The sequence below is a fragment of the Acidisphaera sp. L21 genome (genome assembly GCF_009765685.1).
Taxonomy (GTDB): Bacteria; Pseudomonadota; Alphaproteobacteria; order Acetobacterales; family Acetobacteraceae; genus LMUY01.
On record NZ_LMUY01000155.1, the window covers coordinates 4,404 to 28,244 of the forward strand.

Sequence of the window (23,841 nt, forward strand, 5' to 3'; positions counted from 1 at the left end):
CCAGGGGCTGTGCGACCTGTCGCAGTTGGAGGCGCTGGTGCTGGATGAGGCGGACCAGATGCTCGACATGGGCTTCGCCAAGCCGATCGAGCGCATCGTCGCGACGCTGCCGAAGGACCGGCATACGCTGTTGTTCTCGGCAACGATGCCGAAATCCATCGCCGCGTTGGCCGAGAGCCTGCTGCGTGATCCGGCGAGGGTGGAGATCGCCCCGCCCTCCACCACGGTCGACCGGATCGAACAATCGGTCATGTTTCTGGATGCTGCCGACAAGAAGGCGGCGCTGCTGGCGCAGTTGCGCAAGCCGGGGATTGGGCAGGCCGTGGTGTTCACGCTGCAGAAGAACATTGCCAACGACGTCTGCGCCTTCATCACCGAGGCAGGGATCACGGCCGAGGCGTTGCACGGCAACAAGTCGCAGGGCCAGCGGGAGCGGGCGCTGGACGCCTTTCGCGCCGGCACCGTGCAGGTTCTCGTGGCGACGGATATCGCGGCGCGCGGGATCGACGTCGACACCGTCACGCACGTGTTCAACCACGACCTGCCGAGCCTGCCGGAGAGCTACGTGCATCGCATTGGCCGCACTGGGCGGGCCGGGCGCAGCGGCTTCGCCGTCACGCTGTGCGATGCCGAGCAGCGGGCGTGGCTGCGTGATGTGGAGCGGGAGATCGGTCGGGCGCTGACCGTCCAGGACGACCACGAATGGCATTCCGAGGCGGCCCGGCACTCCACGATGCGGCCGCCCGTGCTGGGCGGCGGGCCGGTCAAGCAAATCGCGCCACAGAAAGCGCGCGAGCCCAAGAAGGTCTGGACCGAGGAAGAGAAGATGGCGGCGCGGGCAGCGGCCAAGGCGGCCTGAGGCCTTACTCCCGCTCCACGAGGGGCGGGTTTTGACCGTTCGTGGTTAATCGGGGCGCGCCTGAACGGCGATGACGCTGGGCTGTCGTCCGCTTGGGTCGTCGGCTTCGATGAACCGCCGTCATCCCTTGTGGGCGATTTCCCGGATCTCCATGCGGTCTCTGACGCTGACTGTGCGGTGTCCAGGCGACGCCGCACACTGGTTTCATGAGCGGCGGCGTATCCATTGCTTGAAACTCGGGCGGGCCGTGTGGTCCTTGCCGATGATCCATGCGCACGAACGCCACCCCATCCGATGAGACTGCCCAAAGCCCCGCGGCATACCGCGAGGCTTTGGCGGCGTTGGTGCAGGTTGGGACGACCGTGGCCCTGATGGTCGGGCGTGCGGCCGAGGCAGAGACGGCGATCGCGGATGGGGCGATGGCGCAGGTGGCGCAGGGCGCATTGCCGCTGGCGACCAGCCTGGCCGAAGCGATCGCCGCAGACGAGGCCGCCAGCGCGGCTGCGGACGCGCGGCGGGATTCAGTGCGCCGGGTCGCGATCGTTGCGGCGGCGTTCAGCCAGGTATCGCGGGCGATCCGGCGGACGATCATGCTGGCCGAGCGGCTGGATCGGGGGTGGGCGCGGCCCATCCGTGCCGATGACCGGCAGGCGATGACGCGGCGGCAGATCGTGCGGGTTGTGAGCGATGCGATTGCGCGACGCTGCGTGACCGGCGCCACCGCGGATGGTGGGGATGCCGAACGGCTCACCGAGGCGTGGCAGGAACGGTTGGACTCGCTGGACAGGTTGGATGATATCGAGGGGCGGCCGGTCGAGGCGATCATTCGCGAGATTTGCCGCGATCTCGGCCTGGATGCGGCGGCGATGTTGGCCGAGCCGCCGGTGGCGCGACCGGTCGCGCTGCGGCGCGGCCGGACGATGCCGGCGCACGATGTGGTCGGGCGCGATGCAGTCGGGCGCGATGCAGTCGGGCGCGATGCGGTTGGGCGCGATGCGGTGTCGCGGGCTTCGCCGGGGCGGGAGCACCCGGATTGACGGGTCCTGCCGGGCTCGAGCAAATTCCGTGCTGACAGATGCACGAAATTTCCTCTAGCTCTTTGTTTTGGCGAGCATTTTTAGCCGTCCGACGATCCTCATCGTGCAGCAAATCCGCTAGTTCGTGACATGCACGCCGGGTCGGCGGCCGGCGTTCCATTTACCACTGATCGCACGCTCGATCTGGGCGGCGAGTTGCAGCAGGAGGCCGTCATTGGCCTGGCGCGCCTGGGCCTGGATGCCCAGGGGGAGGCCGTTTTCCTGTGTCGCCATGGGGAGCGAGATCGCGGGGATGCCGCAGAGATTGGACAGCGGGGTGTAGGCGAAATTGCGCCAGAGATTGCCGAACCAGTCGAGCACGGAGGGATTGTCGCTGGTGGTGAGGTATTCCGTGGTGCCGATGCGCGGCGTGGGCAGGGCGGTGATGGGGGTGAGGATGATGTCCCAGTCCTCGAAGAAGGCGCCGAAGCCGCGGGAGGTGGTGTTGAAGACCGCCTGCATCTTCGCACGCTCGCTATAGCTGGTGTGTAGGCCGGCCTCCCAGATCTTGATGTTGATCGGCTCGATGAGGTCGGCGGGGGGATGGTCGAGGCCGAGCTGGATGAGCAGGTTGGCGATGGTTTGGGCGAAATTGCTGATGTAGCAGGTGGTTTGGGCAGCGAAGGCGGCGCGGAAGTCGATGGCGGGGAGGGCCCAGTCCACGTCGTGTCCGAGGTCTTCGAGGAAGCGGCCGACGCGTTCGAGTTCGGCGACCAGGTGGGGGGTGGCGCGGTAGTCGCCCCATTCGTGGGAGAGGGCGATGCGGAGGCGGGCCGGGTCGGTCTTGATGAGGTCGGTGTAGGGTTTGGTGGGGGTCCAGAATGGCATGAACTCGCCGGGGGCGCCGCCGCGGCAGGCATCCACGAAGGCGGCGGTGTCCCGGATCGTGCGGGTATGGCAGCCCTGGATGGAGACCAGGCCGGAAAGGTCCGACAGGCCGGGGGCGATGGAGAAGACGCCGCGGGAGACTTTGAGGCCGATATTGCCGTTGACGCCGGCGGGAATGCGGATGGAGCCGCCGCCGTCGGTGGCGTGGGAGATGGGGAGGGCGCCGGCGGCGACCATGGCGCCGGTGCCGGCGGAGGAGCCGCAGGTGGTGTAGTCGAGGTCCCACGGGTTGCGGGTGACGTAGACCGCCGGGTTCTCAGCAGAGCTGCAGACGCCGAATTCGGGGGTGGTGGTGCGGCCGATGATGTTGAGGCCGGCCTGGCGGATGCGGCCGGCGAGGTAGCTGTCGGCCGGGGCGCGGTTGCCGCGCATGAGGAGGGAGCCCATTTCCTGGAGGCGGCCCTTCAGGGTGGGGCCGAGATCCTTCATGAGGTAGGGAACCCCGGCGAAAGTGCCGCCGGGGTCCATGCCGTCCTTCAGGGGGTCGGCCACGACGTCGTCGAAGACTTCCACCACGGCGCTGAGGGCCGGGTTGGTCTTGGCGATGCCGGCGGCGGCCTGGGCGGCGAGTTCGGCGGCGGTGACCTGGCCGGCGCGGACCAGGTCGGCGAGCCCGACGGCGTCCTGGTTGGTCCACTCGTCCCAGCTCATCGCCAATGTCATCGCACCGTCCGCCTGGAGATCAATGCGAGCGTAGAAGGGCGGGGTGCGGGGTCAAGAGGCGGTGGGTTTGGGGGCGCGGGCGGCGAAATGGACGGCGAAGCGGGCGCAGATGCCGACCAGCTTTTCCACCAGGGCGGCGCCGGTTTCGGCGGAGCTGAGGTTCGGGTCGCCGCCGCCGACGCCCTTGGTATAGATCTCATCGTATTCGGTGGGCAGGCCGATCTCCGCGCCCTCGAAACTGGCGGAGCCCAGGGCGGTGTAGGGCAGGTCGAGGATCGGCTCGCGCTTGAGGGGGTTGGGGGCGGGGATCATGTCCTGGCGGAGCAGCTCGGGGAAGAGGTGGAGGCCGACGCTGGTGAGCGGGTCGGCGCCGTGGCCGGAGACGGCCTTCGCCATCTCGGCGCCGATGATGCCGGGGAGCAGGCCGTAGCCGATGCGCCAGAGGTAGAGGCTGGGGATGAGCATGCCGGTGGCGCGGTGGATTTCACGGGTGGCGACCTGGATGGGGCCGACATTGCCGCCATGGCCGTTGATGACGATGAGCCGGGTGAGGCCGTGGCGGTCGAGGGAGGCGAACATGTCGCGCAGCATGCTGGTGAGGGTGGCTTCGGATACGGCGATGCCGCCGATCATTGCGCCGAAGAAGTCCGCGCCGCCGAAGGGCACGACCGGGGCGACCAGGGTGGGGGTGCCCAGTTCGGTGGCGCGCAGGGCGGCGAGTTCGGCGATCTTTTCGGCCAGCAGGTAGTCGCCCATTGGGGCGTGGGGGCCTTGGTCCTCCTGGCTGCCCATGGGGAGGAGGATGACTGGATTCTTGGCGTAGATGGCGCGGCCCTCATCGCCGGTGAGGGTGCCCATGTGGACTTTCGGCGTGGTGGCGTTGGCCATGGTGGTGGCTCCTGGTTAGGTGAAGTCGGTGTATTCGAGGGTGATGCCGGAGGAGGTGCTGAGCGCGCCGGGCAGGTTGGTGAAGCCGGTGACGCGGCGGTCCATGCCATAGCCCTGGCTGCGCCAGGCGAGGCCGACGAGGGGGACTTCCTCGAGCGCTGCGCGCTGCATGTCCTTGTAGATGGCGATGCGTTTGGCCGGGTCGAATTCGGCGCGGCCGCGGGCCAGGGCCTCGATGGTGCGGGGGGCCTGCACGCCGAAGGAGCGGCCGTGGGAGGGGGAGAGGGAGGTGTCCAAAACCACCGTCAGGCCGTCCGGGTCGTTGTTGTCGGCGGCGACGCCGTGGATGGCCATGTCGTATTGGCCGCGGGAGCCGAGGCTGACGCGGGTGGACCAATCGGGCAGCTTCAGCTCGGCCTGGATGCCGATGGCGGCGAGGTATTGCTGGACGATCACGGCGGTATCCTTGTGCATGTTGTATTGGGCCGTCGCCAGCAGGGTGGTCTGGAAGCCGTCGGGGTAGCCGGCGGCGGTGAGGAGGGCCTTGGACCGGGCCGGGTCGTAGTTCCAGCCATGCGCCAGGGCGTCGTCGTAATAGGGTGTACCTGCGTCGATCGGCAGGCCTTCCAACGTTTTGCCGCGGCCGAAGAAGGCGGCTTGGACGATGTCCTCGCGCTTGACGGCGTGGGCCACCGCCTGGCGCACCCGGGCGTCGTTGAAGGGCGGGCGGGTGCCATTGAACAGGACGTCCATGAACGCGGCGCCGGGCACCTCGTCCAGGCGCAGGCGGGGGTCGGCCTCGATCGTGGCCATGGATTGCCAGGGGACGTATTCGATCATTTCGAGGTCGCCGGATTGCAGGGCAGCGGTGCGCAGGCTTTCGTCGGGGTAGGCGAGGAAGGTGATGCCCTTGAGCTTGGGCAGGCCGGGCTTGTAGTCGTTGGGGGAGGCCTCGATCGTGACGGACGTGCCGCGTTCCTGGGCGGCGAGGCGAAAGGGGCCGCAGCCGATCGGGGATTTCGGGTCCGAGCCTTTCCAGCAGATTGCCATGTTGTAGTTGGCGAACCAGGACGGCAGGGTCGCGAGCTTTTGCTTGGTGACGAAGCGGATTGTGGTGGAATCTGGCGTTTCGATCCGGGCCAGGCTGCGGAATTGGGCGCGCATGTAGGCGGTGGACTTGTCGCCGGCGATCTGTTCCACCGACCAGCGGACGTCGTCCGCCGTAACAGGTTCGCCGTTATGGAATTTGGCGTCCCGGCGGAGCTTGAAGACCCAGGCGCCATCATCGTCGAGCGACCAGCTCGTCGCCAGTTCGCCCTGCAGGTTGCCGGTCTTGTCGTAGGCGACGAGGCTGCGGCCGATCAGCAGCTTCACCGTGCCGGCGGAGGCGCCGGTGCTTTCCCAGGGCAGCAGGTTCGGCGGGAAGGCGGACAGGCCGTAGCGCAGATACCCTGCCCGCGCCTGCGCCCGTGCTGGGCGAACCAGGAAGGGCAGGGCGGCGCTGCCGGCCAGGAAGCCGCGCCGGGTCGGGGTCACCCAAATAAGCCCTTCACCCGCACGCGGATCAGGGCGGCCAGGAATTCTAGCGTCGGCATGGGCGTGCCCGTCAGCTTGGCCAGTTGCAGGGGCACGTTGTACAGCGCGTTCACCTCCATCGGGCGGCGCGCCATCAGATCCTGCAGGATGCTGGGGCGGTGGCCGAGCGACATGTTGATGGACAGGATCGTATCCATGTCGACCACCGCATTGCGGCCCAGCGCCTTGATCAGCGCCTTGGCTTCATCGACCAACCGGTGGGAGGCGGCGATCAGCACCTCCTCCTCATGCGTGGCGCGCACGGGCGTCTCCGTCAGCACGCACATGGGGCCGGCGCTGAGGTTGAAGGCGATCTTCTCCCAAATGCGGTCGCGGATCTGGGTTTCGACCACCACCGGCAGGCCGGCGGTGATGAACGCCTGTTCCAGCGCCAGGATGCCCGGCGTGGTCACCCCATCGGGGGCGCCCAGCACGGTGGCGCGGGATTTCGGCTTCATGACGTGGATCACCCCGGGCTCCGGCACCGAGCTGGCGGGCCAGGCGATGCCGCCGACGGTGCGGCGCGGGCCGATCGCGTTCCAGATGACGTCATCTGGGTCCAGCAAGGGGAGGCGCTGGCCGTCCCACTGGCCGCCATGGCCGTGAAAATACCACCACGGCACCCCGTTGTTCAGGAATGCCACCGGCGTGTCGTCGGCCAGCAGCGGGGCGATCATGCCGGCGATCTGGGGCAAAGCGGGGGCCTTCACCGAGACCAGCACACCGTCCTGTACGCCCAGGTCGGCCGGGTTGTCGCTGGCGCGGACCTTGACAGTGAAGCGTTCGTCGGTGGCGTCCACCGTCAGCCCGTTGACCTGGATGGCACGGAGATGCGCGCCACGGGCCACCACCGACACATCGATGCCAGCCCGGGCCATATAGCCCGCGATGAACCCGCCGATGGCCCCGGCGCCGAAAATGCACACTCTCACGACTCACGCTCCCCGACGCATACGGGGCCACCCTTGCATGCTCCATACCAGGGGCTCAACACGCGGCCGGTGTCTTTGTCGTTCGGTCGGGGCACACGCCGTGCAGCAGTCAGGCTCTACCTAATCTTGACAAACGCTTCGATCAGTTGGGGCATCTCCGCCGCTGGCGCCGGCAGACGCTCGGGCGGCATAGTCAGGCTGTCGAGAAACCGGCCGCTCTGCGTGTATAGCGAAAGTTCCAGTGAGTCCCCGGTCACCTCGGGGCGGCAGACGATGTCTTCCTCACCGGCCTCTTGCCGGGCCATGGCGACGAAATCGCGGATTTCCGCCAGGCCGCCGGTCTGTTCCCCGGCCTCTGCCAGGAATGCCGCAATCTCGTCCGCGACCTCCGACATCGCAACCAGCGCCAGGGGCACGCAGCCCTGGGTTTGCTGGAAGATCTTGCTGCGCCATTCCTCGAACAGGGCGGTGCGACGGGCTTCCTCCGGCGTTTCCACCGGGTCCTCGTCGTCGCCTTCTTGTAGGGGGGTGGCGGCGGCAATTTGCTCCCACACCGGGATGTCCCAGTCGATCCGCAGGCCGATGAGCACGCCGAAGCCACGCCGGGTAAGGTCGTCGGTATCGCCGGGCGGCAGATCCTGCGGCGGCTTGTCTGCCACCAGATCGGTCAGCACCCGGCGAATGGCCGCGAAGGACAAGGCCGCCAGCGCGTCCGGGGAGCGCCAACCCGGCAGCAGCCGCAACTCCTCCGTCGAAGCGAAGGCGCCGGATTGGCGCAGGCCATCGCCCAACGCCTCGCCATCTGGCGGCGGCCCGGCGGACAGGGCCACGGGCAATGCCACCAGTTCGGCCCAGCCGGACGGCCCGATGGCGGCGCCCTCTGCGGCGACCAGCAGGACCCAGTTGAGCTCGTCGGCGGCTTCATCGCCCTGGCGCTCGGACAGTTTGCGGACTGCGAGGTCTAGGATGTCGGTCCGGCTGGCGGCCATCATGGCCTGGACCAGTACGTCGAATTCGTGGCTGTCCTCGTCGGCATACGCGTCCAGCAGCCGGTCCGCTCCCAGGCCCGGCGCGGTGCCGAAGGTCAGTTGCGGGGGTGCGGTGACGCCTTTGACGCCCAGCAACTCCATTGCCGCTGGCCCGCGGAGGATCCGGTCGCGATCGATCCATCCCCAGCGATGCTCGGGCGTGTCGTCGTGCCCGGACATCCAGCGCCGGAATGCGGCCCGGTCTGCGCGCTGGACCAGCACCTCGACCCCGGCCTCGAGCATCTCGTGCGCGACGGCACGGTTCACCGCGGCGACCGTCTCGAGGTCGGTTTCGCCGGGGCGAATGGTGTCGAGCGTGTCGGCGTCGGCGTAATGCGTCAACAGCACCGCATCCAGGTCGGGCGCGACGTCCTGGGCCAGATCAGCCGCATCTGCGACGATCTCGTCTATCGGGCGTGGGCGGTCGGCCATGTCGGTATCCTAATTCCAGGAGCGAAGTATGCCGTTGGACGCCGCGGGGTCGCAAACGCCAAGGGCGCACAGCAGGCTGGAGATCTCACAAGGTACTCGAAGATCGAGTGATAATGCTTTGATGTTCCATAATATCAATTATGCGAGTTTCCGAGGCTCCGGTTGGCGGCCTCTCGCTGGGCTACTCGGCGGCGAGCATCCGGTCGAGTGTTGCCAGCACGTGTTCGGTCGTAATCAGCCGGGTGCACTCGAACTGGCGCGGCGTCCCAGCGTGGCGCGGGCACCACAGGAAATCCTTGTGGTCGAATTGGAATTTCGGGTCGTTCCAACAGCTATTGCACGCGTGCCAATTATGGATGCGGTAGGGCGTGTGGAACTCGTTGATCGGATGGGTGAAGCCGCTGATCATCAGCACCTTTGTCCCGGCCGCCCAGGCCAGCCAGGACAGACCGCTGGACAGGCCGATAAAGCCGGCGGCATGGCGCAACCATCGCGCCCGCTCGGTCAGCGGGCGGTCGCCGGTCTGGTTCTCCGCCCCGTGTGGAATGTGAGTCCACACAAGGCCACTGCCGTGTACGGATTTCTGGTCGATGCAGATCACCCGGTAGCCCCGCTCCTTCAATCGAGTAATCACGGCGCTCCAGCCATTCGGGTTGTTCCAGTATTTGCATTGGCTGGAGCTTTGGACGCCGATGCAGACATAGGGTTCGGCGATCGGGCGCGTGTCGTCCGGCAGGGCGATGGCCGGCGGCCATTCCGCCGGGTCGACGCCCAGGATGTAGGCTGCGGTGCGGTGCAACCCGACCAGACGAAAATCCGTCGGCTGCCAGACCGAATCCGCGTCCTCGAAGAACAGGCCCATGCTGTAGGTCGCGTAAAAGCGGTCGACATCCAATGCCTCGTGGGTGACGAAATCGATGTCGGGATAGGCGTCGCGGAACAGGGGGATGATCAGCTGGGACATGGCGCAGGTCAGCCGGCATCCGTGCGTCTGTTGGAAGCGGACGGCATAGGGAAACCAACCCATGGTGTCGCCCAGCGTGCCGATTGGGAATTGGACCAGCACCGGGCGGTCGCGCGCGTCGTAATCGTGCTGCAGCACGGCGTCCTCGCCGGCCCATATCTCGATGCGGAAGCGGACGAACCAGCGCTTGCTGCTGTGGATCATGCCCTGCTGCACCGTCGTTTCGAACAGGATGTTGCCGGTATCCAGATCGCGCAGCCGCACCCGCCAGGGCTTCGCAACCTCCCGCGCCGGCAGCACCACCCGGCAGCCGAGATTGAAGTCGTAACGGATGCCATGCGGCCCGTGCTGCGTGGGGATGGAAGCGGCGGGGGGATAGGCGGGCTTGTCCTTGGGCGTGTCCAGCAGGGGCGCATCGGTTGTGGGGATTGCTGGCTCGGCGGAGACGACCTGGCTCAAGACAGGCACGCGCCGCGAGTGGTGATGGGCATGGGCAATTGAGTGTCTTCCCGACCGGTGGGGCTAATAGGCCGTTCTATCCGCGGGAGATGCCATTGCAACGGAGGCCGAGCGTTCTTCTGCCGGATGTCACGCAATCGTCGCACGGATGACGTCATTATGGGGACGACGGCTGCCGCATCGTGGGGAAGCACAGGGTGCGGCCATCTGCATCCCAAATCCGGATCGGGCGGCCGTAGGTTTCGCTCAGCCGCGCCTCCGTCAGGGTTTCGGCGACGGCGCCGGCATGGTGGATGCCGCCGTGGGACAGCACCAGCACCGTATCGGCCACCAGAAATGCATGGTCCGGGTCGTGGGTGGTCATCAGCACGGTCAGGCCCTCATCGGCCAGGCCGCGGGCCAGTTCCAGCACCCCGGCCTGGTTGGCGAAATCGAGATGGGAGGTCGGCTCGTCCAGGATCAACAGCGCCGGCTCCTGGGCCAGGGCGCGGGCGATCATCACCATCTGGCGCTCCCCGCCGCTCAGTTCGGGGTATAGGCGGGGTGCCAGGTGGCCGATGCCGAGCCGGGCCAGGGCGCGGTCGACGATGGCGGCATCCTGGCGACCCGGCGCGGCGGTCCAGGACAGATGAGGCGCGCGGCCCATTTCCACGATCGTGCGCACGTCGAAGGCGAAGACCGGCTGGTCGCTCTGCGGCACGAACCCGACCGAGCGGCCTGGCGCCGGGGCGGCACCATCCAACAGGATGGTGCCGGAGGACAGCCGTTCCAACCCAGCCAGGCAGCGCAGCAAAGTCGATTTGCCGACGCCGTTCGGGCCCAGCACGCACAGCACCTGCCCCCGCTGCATGCCGAAGTTCAGGCCCGAGAAGATCGATGTGCCGCCGCGATAGGCGAAGCTGGCCGCCGTCACTGCCAGCATCAGGCCCAACCCAGCCGGGCGCGGCGCAGCAGCAGGGCGAAAACGGGCGCGCCGACGATCGCGGTCAGCACGCCGATGGGCAATTCGGCCTGGGTGACGGTGCGGGCCAGGTCGTCCACCAGCATGAGGTAGCAGGCGCCAATGGCGGCGGAGGCCGGCAGCACCCGGCGGAAATCCGCGCCCACCAGGATGCGCGCGGCATGCGGGATGACGAGGCCGACCCAGCCGATGATCCCCGCCGCCGCCACGGTGGAGGCCGCGATCAGGGTCGAGGCGAGGATGATCACGGCGCGCAGCACCACCACGTTGACGCCGAGGCTGCGTGCCTCCTCATCACCCAGGGCCAGCAGGTTCAGGCGCCATTTCAGCGCCCACAGCGCGGCAGCACAGGGCACGAACAGCCCCAGCAGCACCCAGACATCCCGCATGGTGACGCCGGAAAGCGAGCCGAGCAACCAGAACTCGATGACCGGCAGTTTGCTTTCCGGGTCGGCAGCGTATTTCAGCAGCGACAGCAATGCGGTGAACAACGCGCCGACGACGATGCCCGACAGAATCAGCACCAATGTCGGCGTCGTGCGGTAGGACCGGCCCAGCAGGAAGCACATGCCCACCGCCAACAGCCCGAACAGGAAGGCGCAGATCTGCACGGCGCCGGGTTGCGGCAGGTAGATGATGGCCAGGGCCGCCCCGAACCCGGCGCCTGCCGACACGCCCAACACAAACGGCGAGACAAGCGGATTGCGGAAGACGCCCTGGTAGCAGCGCCGGACAGCGACAGCCCGGCACCCACCAATGCCGCCGCGGCGATGCGCGGCAGGCGGACGTTCATCACGATGGAATGGATCGTCGCGTCACCCGGCGAGGTCGATTGCAGCAGGCCTGCCCAAAGCTGCCGCAGCACGTCCAGCAGGGCCACCGGATAACGCCCGATCAGGAACGAGGCGAGGAAGATGGCGACGACGCATCCGGCCAATACGCACGGCCAGCGGCGGCGCACTTAGTTCGGGCCTATGTAGGAAACGCCATAGAAGGTGCGATAGAAACGGTCGACCGTCGCCTGCATGTCGATGTCGGCAAAGCGGTCTGGATAGAGTTTCTTCGCCATCCACAACTCGCCCAGCGCCAGGGCCTCCGGCAGCGGATAGCCCCAGGGCTTGACGTATTCCGGCGTGATGTCGATCCGGTTGTCGCGCACGGCCGTAATCGGCTTCCAGGCGGCGGCGGTGCGAATGGCGTCCGCCACCGGGGCATAGCGGTCCTGCACGAAGATCACCTGCGGATCCCAGCGCAAGATGTCTTCCATCGACACCTTGGCCGCGCCGCGAACACCGTCGGCGACGTTGTGGCCGCCGGAACGGGCCATGATGACGCCGGTATATTTGCCGGCGCCGTAGGTGTTCAGGTCGGGGTTGGCCATGTACAGGCGCACGCGCTGATCGGGCGGGATGCCGGCGATGCGTTGTTCCACCAGGTGCCGCCCGGCGAAGGCAGCGGCGAGCAGATTTTCCGCGCGGTCCGGCGTGCCCAGCACGGACCCGATCAGCCGCACGCCGTCCTTCAGGCCCTCGGCATAGGCGGTATCGTCATCGGCGAAGGTCGGGTTCAGCTTGGCCTTGTCGATCCCCTCCCCCTTTGCCAGCGAGATCACGACCACCGGCAAGCCCGCCGCCGAGATCTGCTGCACCATGGCGGCGGGGGCGTAGTTGGTGACGAACACCACATCCGGATGCAGAGCGAGCAGCGACTCGATATTCACGGTGGTGAGGTCGCCGGGGGTGGGCAGCTTGGTCAGCGCCGGGTCGATGCGGTCTAGGCCGGGGATGAGGCTGGGCCAACTGCGCAGGACGCCGACCAGGCGGTCGCCGGCGCCCAGTTCCAGGATGATGTCCAGCGCCTGGTGCTGCAACGCCACGACCCGCTGTATATGCATCGGCAGGGTGATTTTGCGGTCGAGTTGGTCGGTGACGACGTGGCTGTCTTGCGCGCGGGCTGCCTCGTGCGCCCCCAACAGCAGGACCAGGGAAAGCAGGGTGCGGCGGAACATGCGATATCCTAGGGCTGACGGGGCTGACGGGGCTGTAGCGGGTGGGATATAGCGGATGGTGGACCGACAGCGCCAGGATACGCCATGACCGAACCATCGCCGCTCCGCATCTTCGCCGCGGGCAGCCTTCGCGCCGCACTGACGGCGCTGCTGGCCCAACACGGGGAACAACCGGACATCGTCTTCGGCCCGGCCGGCCTGCTGCGGGAACGGATCGAGGCGGGAGACGTGCCCGACCTATATCTGTCTGCCAATCTGGAGCACCCGGCCGCCATCGCCACACGACACCCTGGCGCATTGGTGCAGCCCTTCGCCGGTAACAGGCTGGTCGCCCTGGCCCGGCGCGATCTGGGGCTGACAACAGAGAATTTCCTGGACCGGCTGATGCTGGACCGGGTGCGGATCGGCACCTCTACCCCGGTGGTCGACCCCAGCGGCGACTATGCTTACCGCCTGTTCGACCGGGCGGAGGCGGTTCGGCCCGGCGCCAAGGCCAGCCTCGTCGCGCACACCCGCGCCCTGGTTGGCGGGCGCGATGGCGGGCCGCACGGGATGGGGCCGTTCCCGGTGAAGGCGTTTCTGGAGCGGGGGGATGTGGATGTGTTCATCAGCTACGCCTCCAGCGCTGCGGCCATTGGGGACGGGCTGGATGTCGTGCTACCACCGGAGAATTTGGCCGTGACCGCGACCTACGGCCTGATCGTGTTGGCGCCGGGGGCAAGGGCATTGGCGGCCCTGATCGGTTCCGCCGAGGGGCAGGCTGTGCTGGGTCGCTTCGGCTTTCTACCGGCGTCGTAATCCATCCATCAATATGTGCAGCACGCGGCCCGACCGGGCCTGCCAATCCGGGGACGCCGGGGCGGAGTAGATGCCGCCCAAGGCGTGCATCACGTCCGAGGCGTCCACATCGGCACGGATCGTGCCATCGCGCTTGGCCGCCTCCACCATGCGATCCAGCATCCGCGGGAAGCCACCCTTCGCCACCGCTTGCAATTCCGGGTTGTCCTGCAACAGGGTCATCAGCCCGGCGCCCAGACCGCGCTTGGTCGCCAGATAGTCCAGGCTGCGGTGCAACCACTGGGCCAACGCCTCGTCGGATGGCAGGGTGTTGGACAACTCGTCGGCCACGGCGTTCAGCGCCTCGGTTTCGTTGCGGTAGACGACGCCGATCAGGGCGTCTCGCGTGGGGAAGTGGCGGTAGAGCGTGCCGATGCCGACCGCGGCCTCACGCGCGATGTCCTCCAGGGGGACGGTGACGCCGCGATCGGTGAACATGCGCGTGGCCACGGCCACCAGCCGGTCGCGGTTGCGGCGGGCGTCGGCCCGCAGGGTTGGTGCTGTTGGGAGGGTCTGCGTCACGTGAAGCCTAGCGCCCTGTGGCGTGCCCAATGAAATAGCCAAGAACGCCCCCCGCAGCGCCGACGATGGCCGCCGTCGCAAGTATCGCCTGGATGATCACGCGCTGGGGATCTAGGCGCCAATCCTGCTGGCTCTTGCGGGTCTGCGCTTCCTTCAAGTCGATACCAGCCTTCATCTGCGCGCGTTTCCAAGTGAGCTCGAGTTGTTCCTGTCCGGTCGTAATCGGCATATGGGCATTCTAGCACGATGTGTCCTATCAATCGCTCAGAAACCCCAGGATGGCGGCATTGAAGGCTGCCGAATTCTGCAGAAAAGCGAAATGGCTTACGTTCGGCAGGATGAGCAATCGAGCGCCTGGGATGGTCGCAGCCATGTGCTCGGTATGGGTGCGGTTGATCGCCTCGTCGTGGTCGCCATCCACGACCAGCACCGGAGACTTGATCGTCCGCAGCGTCGCGTCGGTCCAATGCGGCTGCTGCGCCCACATCTTGCTGATTTGCGTCACGAACGCCTTGTAGCCATGGGGCGTGGGGGAGAGGGCGGCGTATTCGTGCCCGGCGCGGGCGATGTAGGCGGCGAAGACAGGGTTCTTTCCGACGTTCGGCTTCACCCCCGAGGTGTCGGTGTTGGCGGCGAAGGCGAATACCCTGCCGGTGCGCGCCGGGTAGCGCAGGGCCATGTCGAGGCCGATGATCGCACCGTCGCTCCACCCGACGACGTCCACCTTCGGCAGCTTCAGGAGGTCCAGCAGGGCAATCACATCGTCCGTCATCAGGTCGTAGCCGTAGGGGCGGGCATCGGCGGTGCTGCGCCCGTGGCCGCGGCTGTCCATGACGATGACCATGTGGTGTCGCGCCAGCGCGGGGATTTGGTCGCCCCAGTAATCGGCATTGGCCAGGCCGCCATGCAGCAGGATGACCGGCGCACCGTTGCCGTAGACGGCGTAGTGGATGCGGATGCCATCGAGCGGGGCGTCGCCGATTTGGGATGTGGGTATCGCGGCGGGCGTGGGCGGCAGTGTCTGCCATGGCGGCGCTGCCTGGGCGCAAACGGCCGACAGCACCAGCAGCAGCGACAGCACGCATCGACGCATCACCACCCTCCCCTTGCGGCGCCAGGATGGCCGATCCACCCGATGGGCGCTATGACCGGCGGGTGAAGCGGATCGTGGCGGTGGCGTTGTGTGCGGGAGTGCTGCTGCTGATCCTGCTCGTATGGGCGGGCGGGGCGGAGGCGGTTTGGCACAGCGCCCGGCTGGTGGGCGCCGGCGGCTTTGCCGCGGTGACTGGGGTGCATCTGGCGCTGATGGGCTGCATGGGCACCGCCTGGTGGGTGCTGCAACGCAGCCGGCTACGCGAGTGGCCGAAATTCGCCCTTGGCCGCACCGTCCGGGATTCCGCGGCGGAGATCCTGCCGCTGTCGCAGATCGGCGGCTACGTGATGGGTGCCCGCGCCGCTGCATTGGTCGGCGTGCCCGGCCTGTTCGCCGCTGCGTCCACCGTGGTGGATGTCACGGTCGAGCTGGCCGCGCAGCTTGGGTACACCGCGGCCGGGCTCGCCTTGCTGGCGCAGCTTCGCCCCGGCTCCGGCTTTGTCGCCCCGGTGCTGGCGGGGGTGATCGCGATGGCCGGGCTGGTGGTGGCGTTCATCGCGTTCCAGGCCCGGGGTATCGGGGTGGTCGAACGGGTCAGCGCCGGGCTGGCGCGCACGCTGTTGGGCCGGGACCTGGCGGATGGCGGCCAGATGCAGGCCCGCATCCACGCCCTGCACACGCATCGCCCGGCGCTGCTGGCTGCCTTCAGCATTCACCTGGCCGCCTGGTTCCTGAACGGGTTGGAAACGTGGCTGACCCTGCGACTGATGGGTGTTGGATTGAGCGTCGCCGAGGCGCTGGTCATCGACAGCCTGCTCTACGGCATGCGCAGCGTCGCCTTCCTAGTGCCCAGCGCGGTTGGTGTGCAGGAGGGCGGGCTCATTCTGCTCTGCGGCTTGTTTGGTGTCGGCGCCGACGCCGCACTGGCGCTGTCGCTGATCAAGCGGGCCAGAGATTTAGCGATCGGCGTCCCTGCCCTGCTGGCGTGGCAAATGCTGGAAGGGCGGCGCGCCTTCGGTCCCGGGTGAGCTAAATCTTCGGAGCCAGCTTGTCTTTGCGCTCGAACCATCGCGTGGCCGCCGCGAGGTTGGGACGGATGGCGGTGACAAAATCGTCTGCGGGGTGCGGCAGGCGCGGAATATCCAGCCTCACTGATTGTAGTAGCCTCCGTGCTCCCTCCAATTCGTCGCGTTCGACGTGGATGGTCGCCTGGCACGTCTTCAAAACCTCTGCCACCGCGGCAGGCGCCTTTGCCCGGGCACGCTCGAAAAGCCTATCCACCTCGGCGAGCGGCAAAGTACGCAAATCCGTTTCCAGCACGCGCTTCGGGATCGCCGCCTTCAGACGGTAGACGGCCGATGCGCCATAAATGAAGTAGAGAAATTCAAAATATTCGTCGAGATACTCCATCGTTAGGGCAATCCATGGCTCCCCGACGTGGACATAGTCTTGCTGGATGAGCAGAGAATGACCTGGGATAAGGAACGGGAAGAAGTTCGTCACCACGTGCGTATTCAGATCCCACGTTTTTGCCAGATCAACGAATAGGACTTCGATCGGTTCGCCGGTCCAAGACATCTTCAAAAAGTCGCCAGGCACCGGCACAATTTCGTTCGTATAATCCTGGTTGATTTGCTGAAAGCGCCAGAAGGTTGACTCCGTCTTATTGTCGTCGGCCTCTTCCAGGAAGTGCCGCATGTTTTCGAGTAGGAACAGATCGTAGCTGTAGATCGTCTGCGCCTTCGACGCGACAGCCGGGTTGTCGCGGACACCCTGGGCGAAGATATGGGTTCCTACGCCCGTCGAGGGGCCGAGATCGACGATCTTTCCCTGTCCGTTCACATGATATCGGGCCGAGGCATACAGCATCGCCAACTCGTAGCTGGTCAGCATCGATCGAACGGGTATGTCCGCCCCGCCGGCCGTCACCACGTAGGATTGCTGCTCCGTCACGCCCAGGCGCAACGTCGTCGTTGGGCTGTTCTCTGGAATGTGTTGCTTGAAGAAGGTGGGATCAGCGACTGGGATTGCCGGGTCAATTGCATGGACGTACTGCGCCGATACGATATTGATCGTCGCTTCCACGGGCTTGCCACCGACAGCGCCGAACCAGGCAATGTGACGGTAGAGCAGATCGATCATGAAACGCGCTGGCCCGAGGCCCGCCCTGGCGGTCGAAAGCTGCAGATCGAAGCGGAGTATCTGGCCAGGCACGATCTCGTTGCCGTCGACGATCGCGCGGTCGACGGCTATCTTGTGGCCGCCGCTGTCCCATAATTCGCAGCCGAATTCGAGCACCATCTCCGCCCCGAGTGTGACCCGCCACACCGCGCGACTGGAATTCCTCAACTGGCCACGAATGGTGAGCGGCTCGCCATGCACCAGCGTTGCGGGAAGGCCCGGCGGGTAGAATATGATGTCGTACGCGAAGGAGGGGACGCCCGCGATAATCCGCTTGGCTGCGACCTTGTCGCCGATCTGGCCAGGGCCAGGGGCCGCAGGGGCCGAGGATTCGTTCGGATGGGACGCTGAAGTAGGTGCCCCCTGCAAGGCCGTCAGTTGCCCGAGAGCTGCGCGAACCCGCCAATCCTCCGACCGTTCCACTACATCTGGCAGAAGCAGCCAAAAGCTTCCGATCAGACGCAGCGAGCGCCCCAGCCGCCGCGCAAGTTGGTTGGCGCCACGGCAGACGTCGGGAAAGCGGCTGATGTAGTCGTGGCCGCAGGCGATACCATCGGGCTTCAGATGCGAGGACCAGAACTCAAGATTGCGGCTCAACACCGGGTCGGCGTGGACCGCATCCTCGAAGAATAGGTCGACCGGAACAGTCCAGTCGAGAAAGTCGTTGGGGCTGTAGCCTTGGTGGGCGCGGATATTCTCGCAATCGGCCGTGTTGGCCAGGAATTGCGCGTTGTTGAAACGCTGGCCGTGCTCATGGGCCAGTTTGCCGAAATTACCGCCGGCGCCAGACTGTTCCCACGGGTCGAAGCAATGAACGGTGACGGATGGGTCCGCGCTTTTGGCCCAGATCCAACTGGATCGTCCGAGCAGCGACCCGATCTCGGCAATGACACCGTGCCGTGGAACCAGTGAGGCGACAAGCTCGATCGCCTCCGCCTCGTTGTCGCGCAACTGGCCGGGGATGGATCGGTTGATTGGAATGGGTGTCGCTCCGCCGGGCCGAAATCGCAAAAGGCTGATGCCAGATTTCTAGCACCAGCCTTTCCGATTGTCGCGATTGGTTATCGTTCGCTCAATGTTCCGGATCACGCAGCAGCCAGGCGGAGATGAGGTCGACCTCGGACGCGGATTGTGGCGCCACCACGAATCGGATGGTGGAGGCGCGCGGGTCGCCCTTTAGCATCACGCTGGCTGTCTTGAAGTCACTTGCCCAAACCTTCGATGTCGAACCATCGAATCGCCGGGCGGCGTCGGTCGAGCCAAGCGTCACAGGCTCCGAACTGGCAGCGATCAAGCTGCCATCCGCGGCAATCTGCTGCAATGACAGTACGACCGATGCCGTGCCACCATTCGCGCGACCAATCATGCCGATCGAGTAGCGGCCCGGTGGCACCGATGCGGCTGGCACGTCCTGATAGACGGCACCGTGCGCGATCACGCCGGCCTTGGTATCGACTTGCAGATAGGACAGGCCGGGACTGCCCGGCGCCATTGCGACGTCATCCTTCTCGCGCGTTTTCTGGATGCTTACCGCATGGTCCATTCCGGGGCCGGTCGTCTTCCAGCCAGCCATACCCTGCCCAAAGTGGAAATTCTGCAGAATGTTGAGCGGCGAGGCTGGCCATGGCGGTAGCGGCAATGGCGACGCTGCGGGCTGCGTGGCGGAGTAGTCGCGGCAAGCGGACATGGTGAAATCCATGCCCTGGTACGTCATTGACGTCGAACCCTCGCATGCATCGGTGGCCTTTGCGGGTTGACTGGACGGTGTCCATGACTCCCACCGGGTCATGCCGTAGAATTTGGTAAAGTAGAATACCTCAAGATGCCCGCGCGCTTTGAAGCCGGGAGTGTTCGTGAAACCCATCGTCGTCACGACCGCGTCCATTGTCTTGGCGGGCGAGCCTTTCATGCCGCCGAACTTGGCGCCGGGCATGAAGCGCCACGACGTCAACGTTTCGCGGGTAAGCTTCGCCGGTTCACAGATCCCGGGTGCGGGCTGGCCAAGTTGTTCCCAATGCACGGGGAAGATCGGGAGCTTGGCGTCGCCGCTTGCAATCGGCTTGTTGATTGGAAAGAACGGTAGCCCGTTATACGGCACGCAGCCTTCGCCGAAGAAGGTCGTGCTAAATTCTTGCCGGGAGTGCGTTTCCAGGTCGGACACCCATCCATCGCGGATCGTGAAGACGTCGAACCCGTCACGCCCTGGCTTGTAGCCATACGAACTACCGTCGATCCAGTCGATCGTACTCAGGATTTGGCTGTGCCCAGCGCCATCGAGGACCGGGTAGTTATCCTTGTAGAGATAGCCCTGCGGATGGCCGGCATCTGGCTGGTCGTGGTTACGATAAGGCAAACGCTCACCGAGCTTGATGCTCCGCATATGGGTGCCTGAGGGACACGCCGGGTAGGGATCGGCGGAGACGGCGCGATCGGAAGAATCGGCGCAAACACTTTTGACGAGCCACGCCTCGGCGGAGGCCGCATTCAATGACGAGGGTGCGGCGCTACTCGTCTGCGCTTTGACGACACGTGGCGCGGCAGCGAACAAACCGACCGCGGCGAGGCAGACGAGAAAGGATCGGCTTGCCATTCAGCGAAACTCCTTGATGCACACAGTGAGAAGCGGTCGCAGCGTTGCCGGCTTCGCAGCCAACTTAATATCTGTTAACGCGAGCCGTCGCGTCGCGTTGCCGGTGGATCCGCGAATTCGCCGTGCCTCTATCCCGGGGGTCGGCACGGAAAGGGCGCAGCGACACTCGGGCCGGGGTTATGCGACGGTAGCGTATCAATTTATCTCCTGATACCCTGCTTCTACCTGAAGATAGATGCTGCCTCCTCAAACACCGGGATCTCACGTTAGATGCTTCGTTTAAGTTATAGAGACGGAACCCCCAAAACACTCGTTACCGAGGAAATTAAAAGACTGTTCGCCTATCAGCCATTTGTTCTTCCAGATGGTACGTTTACTGGTGCCGGAGAGGCGTTCATGCTGAACTCCAAGAGGCGTATACTGAATTCGTCTGACATCAATCTTCCAGAAGCCAAGCAATTCATTGGTGCCAATGAGCGGTTGGCGATGATGTATGAAGATTTTATCACAGAGATCGTCAAGTCTACGGATGATATTGCGTCGATGAAATATTTGGACTTTGCTTGCAATGCGGGCTATTTCCCATACCGTCTCGCCCAGCTCGGCTGTCTCCAATCTTGCGGGATCGACGCGGGCGATTTTCACCCGGCATTTAAGTTCGTAGCCGATGTGACGGGAATCAATGCCGAGTTCACCCAGGATTCCTACGATTTCTCACAGCATAAATTGCAACAAACTGTCGTTGCGGAGAAATCATTCGACTTCGTGTCGAACGTCGCATTCATGTGCCATTCGTCTGACCCACAATTCCTTCTGTCCTATCTGGCATCGCTCACGAATAAGGGGCTCCTGATATTCAGCATGTTCCCGAGTTCGCCGGCATACCAAATCTCGTACTCAACCCTCACGTCGCAATATTTCGGTGGACGGTTTCCGGTTTGTTTCGACGCAACCACCGCAATGAGCGATTCGCTACTGCGGTTCGGCCTGAAGGAGCTTGGGTTCTCGACCGTGACAGAAATCCCGCGGCGGCCATACTGGTTGTTCGACGACAATTGGCGGTGCTTTCTGGCGCTACGCTGAGCCGGGCAAACCAGGAGGCAGCAGGATTGCCGTGCTGGCGGGACTGCCCTATTTTGGCCAATGGCTCCAACCTCGCACTCGCCCGTTGGATTGAGACCAGGCCGACACAGACGCGACAGGGAGTAGCCGGGCATGGACAATGCCGAGTTCATCGATACCGCCTACAGTGTCGTCTTGGGCCGCAAGGCTGATCCGACCGGTAGGGCAGCGTGGACGGAGCGGTTGAAGACCGAGCCGCAGCATCGGTTGATCGCATCACTGATCGGCTCGGACGAGTTCCGGCGGCACTACGTCTTCGCCCAGGTCCAGGCGAATCGTGACAAGACGATCGCGTCGCTCAGCAACCACATGGCGTTCGCCGCCATCGCGGTGTCGCTGCACAAATTGCGATGCGACATGGTGCGTCGCCTCCTGCCCCGTGCGGATGCCGTGCTCGACCTCGGCGGCGCTTCAGCCGACCAGCAGGGCGCGTTGCTCGCCATGGGATATCGCGGCGCCAAACGCATCACGATCATCGACCTGCCGCCGGACATCCGGTTTAAAAGTGCGCTCGAAACGAACGTGGCCTCGGTGCACCATGGCACCCATGTCAATTACGCCTATCACTCGATGGCGGACCTGGCGCATTACCCGGATGCCAGCTTCGATTTCGTTTGGTCTGGTGAGACGATCGAGCACGTGACGCGGGAGGATGGCGAACGCATTTTCCGCGACGTAGGTCGCATCTTGAAGCCCGGCGGCATCTTCGCGCTGGACACGCCGAACCGGACTGGGACGCGCCTGGCAGTCGGCGACACCGGGTTCATCCACGCCGAACATAAGTACGAATACCGGTTCGAAGAATTGACCGAGGCAATGCAGTCATCGGGCCTGGAGTTGATCGAGTGGAAGGGGCTGATCGATGTCAAGGAGTCGATCAAGGCAGGATATCTGCTGCCGCATGAAATAATTCACGGCACGATCAATGACACGCCGGAAACGTCTATTATATTCTACGTCGAATATCGCAAGCCATTCGGCTGAGCCGGCGGGGTTTCAGGGCAGTTCGCTGCCGCTGTCTACCGCCATTTGTGAGATCCATGACAAATTCAGACCACGCCGTCACTCGGCCCGCTATCTCCGTCAAAGACATCACTAAAGTCTACGCCAGCGGCTTCCAGGCACTTCGCGTCATCAACCTCGATATCGCGCCTGGGGAGATCTTTGCCCTGCTCGGCCCGAATGGTGCCGGGAAGACGACGCTGATCAGCATTATCTGCGGCATCGTCAATGCCAGCACCGGCACCATCCAGGCAGACGGCCATGACATCGTGCGCGACTACCGCACGGCCAGGCGCCTGATCGGGCTGGTGCCGCAGGAGTTGAGCACCGACGCGTTCGAGACGGTTTGGGCCACCGTCAGCTTCAGCCGCGGGTTGTTTGGGTGCCGGGCCAACCCGGCCATCATCGAAAAGATCCTGCGCGACCTGTCGCTATGGGACAAACGCGATAGCAAGATCGTCACCCTGTCCGGCGGGATGAAGCGCCGGGTGATGATCGCCAAGGCGCTGTCGCACGAGCCCCGGATCCTGTTCCTGGACGAACCCACCGCCGGCGTGGACGTCGAACTGCGGCGCGAGATGTGGCAGATGGTGCGCGGCCTGCGCGCCCAGGGCGTCACCATCATCCTCACCACCCATTACATCGAGGAGGCGGAGGAAATGGCGGACCGCATCGGTGTCATCAACAAAGGCGAGATCATCCTGGTGGAGGATAAGGCCGCGCTGATGCAGAAGCTCGGCAAGACGCAACTGACGCTGAAGGTGCAGCCGCCGCTGGCGGAGATCCCCGTCGCCCTGGCGGCCTGGCCGCTGGAGCGGTCCTTGGACGGCACGACATTGACCTACACCTACGACGCGCAAAGCGGCGACACCGGGATCGCCCCGCTGATGCGCCAGTTGGACGCCCAGGGGATCGCCGTGAGCAATCTGCAGACCCGGCAAAGCTCGCTGGAAGACATCTTCGTCAGCCTGGTGCACGGCAAGTGATCAACTTTCCCGCCATCGCCGCAATCTACCAGTTCGAGATGAACCGCACCTGGCGCACGCTGCTGCAAAGCGTCGTGTCACCGGTGCTGTCTACCTGCTTGTATTTCATCGTCTTCGGCTCGGCCATCGGGTCGCATATGGGACAGATGGGCGGGCAGAGCTACGGTGCCTTCATCGTCCCCGGGCTGATCATGCTGTCGCTGCTGACGCAGAGCATCTCCAACGCGTCGTTCGGCATCTACTTCCCTAAATTCACCGGCACGATCTACGAAATGCTGTCGGCCCCCGTCTCTCCGGTGGAGATCGTCGCCGGCTACGTGGGTGCTGCGGCTAGTAAGTCGCTGATGTTGGGGATTATTATTCTCATTACGGCGCGGCTGTTCGTGCCCTTCGGGATCGTGCATCCGGTGTGGATGGTAGCGTTCCTGGTGATGACGGCGGTCACGTTCAGCCTGTTCGGATTCATCATCGGCATCTGGGCCGACAGCTTCGAGAAGCTGAATCTGGTGCCGATGCTGATCGTGACGCCGCTGACTTTCCTGGGGGGAAGCTTCTACTCCATCACCATGCTGTCTCCATTTTGGCAGGATGTGACGCTGTTCAACCCCGTGGTCTACCTGATCAGCGGCTTCCGCTGGAGCTTCTTCGGCATGTCCGACATCGGTGTCGGGATCAGCCTGGCCATGACGCTGCTGTTCATGGCGGTCTGCCTTGTCGGGATCTGGTGGATCTTCAAGACGGGGTATCGGCTGAAGCGGTAGCACGCGCCGCCTTG

The 23,841-nt window shown here is 65.0% G+C and carries 21 protein-coding genes and 1 pseudogene; 8 read left to right on the top strand and 14 right to left on the bottom strand.

Going from position 1 to position 23,841, the window contains the following annotated elements; translation table 11 throughout:
- Positions 1-859, top strand: an 859-nt coding sequence (locus GSQ76_RS32270) for a DEAD/DEAH box helicase (RefSeq protein WP_254070716.1), incomplete at its 5' end; no start/stop codon positions are given.
- Between the two features lie 269 nt (positions 860-1,128).
- Positions 1,129-1,896 (top strand): hypothetical protein, encoded by a 768-nt coding sequence (locus tag GSQ76_RS29910; protein ID WP_158747733.1) that lies wholly within the window; start codon positions 1,129-1,131, stop codon positions 1,894-1,896.
- A gap of 117 nt (positions 1,897-2,013) precedes the next feature.
- Here GSQ76_RS29910 and GSQ76_RS29915 read toward each other — a convergent pair whose 3' ends face one another.
- The 9 genes and pseudogenes from GSQ76_RS29915 to GSQ76_RS29955 all read right to left on the bottom strand — a co-directional run bounded on the left by GSQ76_RS29915 (position 2,014) and on the right by GSQ76_RS29955 (position 12,733).
- On the bottom strand, positions 2,014-3,486 hold the full coding sequence (locus tag GSQ76_RS29915; RefSeq protein WP_158747734.1) for an amidase: 1,473 nt from the start codon (positions 3,484-3,486) through the stop codon (positions 2,014-2,016).
- Between the two features lie 51 nt (positions 3,487-3,537).
- Positions 3,538-4,374, bottom strand: a complete 837-nt coding sequence (locus GSQ76_RS29920) for a creatininase family protein (protein WP_158747735.1) — start codon at positions 4,372-4,374, stop codon at positions 3,538-3,540.
- Between the two features lie 15 nt (positions 4,375-4,389).
- The gene (locus tag GSQ76_RS29925) at positions 4,390-5,910 is read right to left on the bottom strand and encodes an ABC transporter substrate-binding protein (RefSeq protein WP_158747736.1); all 1,521 of its coding nucleotides are present in this window, start codon (positions 5,908-5,910) and stop codon (positions 4,390-4,392) included.
- Positions 5,907-6,881: a ketopantoate reductase family protein gene (locus GSQ76_RS29930; RefSeq protein ID WP_158747737.1), complete on the bottom strand. Its 975-nt coding sequence runs from the start codon at positions 6,879-6,881 to the stop codon at positions 5,907-5,909. The genes GSQ76_RS29925 and GSQ76_RS29930 overlap by 4 nt, the downstream gene beginning before the upstream one ends.
- Before the next feature lie 116 nt (positions 6,882-6,997).
- Positions 6,998-8,341, bottom strand: a complete 1,344-nt coding sequence (locus tag GSQ76_RS29935) for a hypothetical protein (RefSeq protein ID WP_158747738.1) — start codon at positions 8,339-8,341, stop codon at positions 6,998-7,000.
- Between the two features lie 181 nt (positions 8,342-8,522).
- Positions 8,523-9,734 (bottom strand): autotransporter strand-loop-strand O-heptosyltransferase, encoded by a 1,212-nt coding sequence (locus GSQ76_RS29940; RefSeq protein ID WP_174247425.1) that lies wholly within the window; start codon positions 9,732-9,734, stop codon positions 8,523-8,525.
- Between the two features lie 187 nt (positions 9,735-9,921).
- Positions 9,922-10,686, bottom strand: coding sequence for an ABC transporter ATP-binding protein (locus GSQ76_RS29945; RefSeq protein ID WP_158747739.1), 765 nt, complete (start codon positions 10,684-10,686; stop codon positions 9,922-9,924).
- Positions 10,686-11,686 (bottom strand): annotated as a pseudogene (locus GSQ76_RS29950) (FecCD family ABC transporter permease). The gene GSQ76_RS29945 and the pseudogene GSQ76_RS29950 overlap by 1 nt, the downstream one beginning before the upstream one ends.
- Positions 11,687-12,733: an ABC transporter substrate-binding protein gene (locus tag GSQ76_RS29955; protein WP_158747740.1), complete on the bottom strand. Its 1,047-nt coding sequence runs from the start codon at positions 12,731-12,733 to the stop codon at positions 11,687-11,689. It abuts the pseudogene before it with no gap.
- Between the two features lie 84 nt (positions 12,734-12,817).
- On the opposite strand from GSQ76_RS29955, the gene GSQ76_RS29960 reads away from it, so the two are divergent.
- Positions 12,818-13,531 carry a substrate-binding domain-containing protein gene (locus tag GSQ76_RS29960; RefSeq protein WP_158747741.1) on the top strand — a complete coding sequence of 238 codons (714 nt, stop codon included), beginning with the start codon at positions 12,818-12,820 and terminating at the stop codon, positions 13,529-13,531.
- Here the strand turns inward: GSQ76_RS29960 and GSQ76_RS29965 are convergent.
- Genes GSQ76_RS29965 through GSQ76_RS29975 form a run of 3 tightly spaced genes read right to left on the bottom strand, consistent with a single transcriptional unit; the run spans position 13,517 to position 15,185 of the window.
- Entirely contained in the window at positions 13,517-14,092 is a 576-nt protein-coding gene (locus GSQ76_RS29965; protein ID WP_216851360.1) for a TetR/AcrR family transcriptional regulator, read from the bottom strand. The genes GSQ76_RS29960 and GSQ76_RS29965 overlap by 15 nt on opposite strands.
- 7 nt (positions 14,093-14,099) lie before the next feature.
- Positions 14,100-14,321 (bottom strand): hypothetical protein, encoded by a 222-nt coding sequence (locus GSQ76_RS29970; RefSeq protein WP_158747742.1) that lies wholly within the window; start codon positions 14,319-14,321, stop codon positions 14,100-14,102.
- 27 nt (positions 14,322-14,348) lie between these two features.
- Positions 14,349-15,185: an alpha/beta fold hydrolase gene (locus GSQ76_RS29975; RefSeq protein ID WP_158747804.1), complete on the bottom strand. Its 837-nt coding sequence runs from the start codon at positions 15,183-15,185 to the stop codon at positions 14,349-14,351.
- A 26-nt stretch (positions 15,186-15,211) separates the two neighbouring features.
- Here GSQ76_RS29975 and GSQ76_RS29980 point away from each other — a divergent pair, with 26 nt between their 5' ends.
- Entirely contained in the window at positions 15,212-16,213 is a 1,002-nt protein-coding gene (locus GSQ76_RS29980; RefSeq protein ID WP_158747743.1) for a lysylphosphatidylglycerol synthase domain-containing protein, read from the top strand.
- Position 16,214: 1 nt separating this feature from the next.
- Here GSQ76_RS29980 and GSQ76_RS29985 read toward each other — a convergent pair whose 3' ends face one another.
- A complete protein-coding gene (locus GSQ76_RS29985; protein WP_254070717.1) occupies positions 16,215-18,317 on the bottom strand; it encodes a class I SAM-dependent methyltransferase in 2,103 nt (700 codons plus the stop codon).
- A 121-nt stretch (positions 18,318-18,438) separates the two neighbouring features.
- Entirely contained in the window at positions 18,439-19,956 is a 1,518-nt protein-coding gene (locus tag GSQ76_RS29990) for a hypothetical protein (RefSeq protein ID WP_158747744.1), read from the bottom strand.
- A 270-nt stretch (positions 19,957-20,226) separates the two neighbouring features.
- Between GSQ76_RS29990 and GSQ76_RS29995 the strand changes: the two genes are divergently transcribed.
- The 4 genes from GSQ76_RS29995 (at position 20,227) to GSQ76_RS30010 (ending at position 23,827) form a co-directional block, all read left to right on the top strand.
- Positions 20,227-21,039, top strand: a complete 813-nt coding sequence (locus GSQ76_RS29995; RefSeq protein ID WP_158747745.1) for a methyltransferase domain-containing protein — start codon at positions 20,227-20,229, stop codon at positions 21,037-21,039.
- 132 nt (positions 21,040-21,171) lie between these two features.
- On the top strand, positions 21,172-22,062 hold the full coding sequence (locus GSQ76_RS30000; RefSeq protein WP_158747746.1) for a methyltransferase domain-containing protein: 891 nt from the start codon (positions 21,172-21,174) through the stop codon (positions 22,060-22,062).
- 56 nt (positions 22,063-22,118) lie between these two features.
- Positions 22,119-23,066 carry an ABC transporter ATP-binding protein gene (locus GSQ76_RS30005; RefSeq protein WP_158747747.1) on the top strand — a complete coding sequence of 316 codons (948 nt, stop codon included), beginning with the start codon at positions 22,119-22,121 and terminating at the stop codon, positions 23,064-23,066.
- Entirely contained in the window at positions 23,066-23,827 is a 762-nt protein-coding gene (locus tag GSQ76_RS30010; protein ID WP_158747806.1) for an ABC transporter permease, read from the top strand. The genes GSQ76_RS30005 and GSQ76_RS30010 overlap by 1 nt, the downstream gene beginning before the upstream one ends.
- The last annotated feature ends 14 nt before the right edge of the window (positions 23,828-23,841 follow it).

What these genes read in the sequence shown, in the direction of transcription:
- GSQ76_RS29970 (WP_158747742.1), bottom strand. Translation starts at nt 14,321, where the DNA reads ATGCCGATTACGACCGGACAGGAACAACTCGAGCTCACTTGGAAACGC.
- GSQ76_RS29910 (WP_158747733.1), top strand. Translation starts at nt 1,129, where the DNA reads ATGCGCACGAACGCCACCCCATCCGATGAGACTGCCCAAAGCCCCGCG.
- GSQ76_RS29980 (WP_158747743.1), top strand. Translation starts at nt 15,212, where the DNA reads ATGGCCGATCCACCCGATGGGCGCTATGACCGGCGGGTGAAGCGGATC.
- GSQ76_RS29945 (WP_158747739.1), bottom strand. Translation starts at nt 10,686, where the DNA reads ATGCTGGCAGTGACGGCGGCCAGCTTCGCCTATCGCGGCGGCACATCG.
- GSQ76_RS29975 (WP_158747804.1), bottom strand. Translation starts at nt 15,185, where the DNA reads ATGCGTCGATGCGTGCTGTCGCTGCTGCTGGTGCTGTCGGCCGTTTGC.
- GSQ76_RS29935 (WP_158747738.1), bottom strand. Translation starts at nt 8,341, where the DNA reads ATGGCCGACCGCCCACGCCCGATAGACGAGATCGTCGCAGATGCGGCT.
- GSQ76_RS29960 (WP_158747741.1), top strand. Translation starts at nt 12,818, where the DNA reads ATGACCGAACCATCGCCGCTCCGCATCTTCGCCGCGGGCAGCCTTCGC.
- GSQ76_RS30000 (WP_158747746.1), top strand. Translation starts at nt 21,172, where the DNA reads ATGGACAATGCCGAGTTCATCGATACCGCCTACAGTGTCGTCTTGGGC.
- GSQ76_RS29995 (WP_158747745.1), top strand. Translation starts at nt 20,227, where the DNA reads ATGCTTCGTTTAAGTTATAGAGACGGAACCCCCAAAACACTCGTTACC.
- GSQ76_RS29915 (WP_158747734.1), bottom strand. Translation starts at nt 3,486, where the DNA reads ATGACATTGGCGATGAGCTGGGACGAGTGGACCAACCAGGACGCCGTC.
- GSQ76_RS29990 (WP_158747744.1), bottom strand. Translation starts at nt 19,956, where the DNA reads ATGGCAAGCCGATCCTTTCTCGTCTGCCTCGCCGCGGTCGGTTTGTTC.
- GSQ76_RS29955 (WP_158747740.1), bottom strand. Translation starts at nt 12,733, where the DNA reads ATGTTCCGCCGCACCCTGCTTTCCCTGGTCCTGCTGTTGGGGGCGCAC.
- GSQ76_RS29920 (WP_158747735.1), bottom strand. Translation starts at nt 4,374, where the DNA reads ATGGCCAACGCCACCACGCCGAAAGTCCACATGGGCACCCTCACCGGC.
- GSQ76_RS30005 (WP_158747747.1), top strand. Translation starts at nt 22,119, where the DNA reads ATGACAAATTCAGACCACGCCGTCACTCGGCCCGCTATCTCCGTCAAA.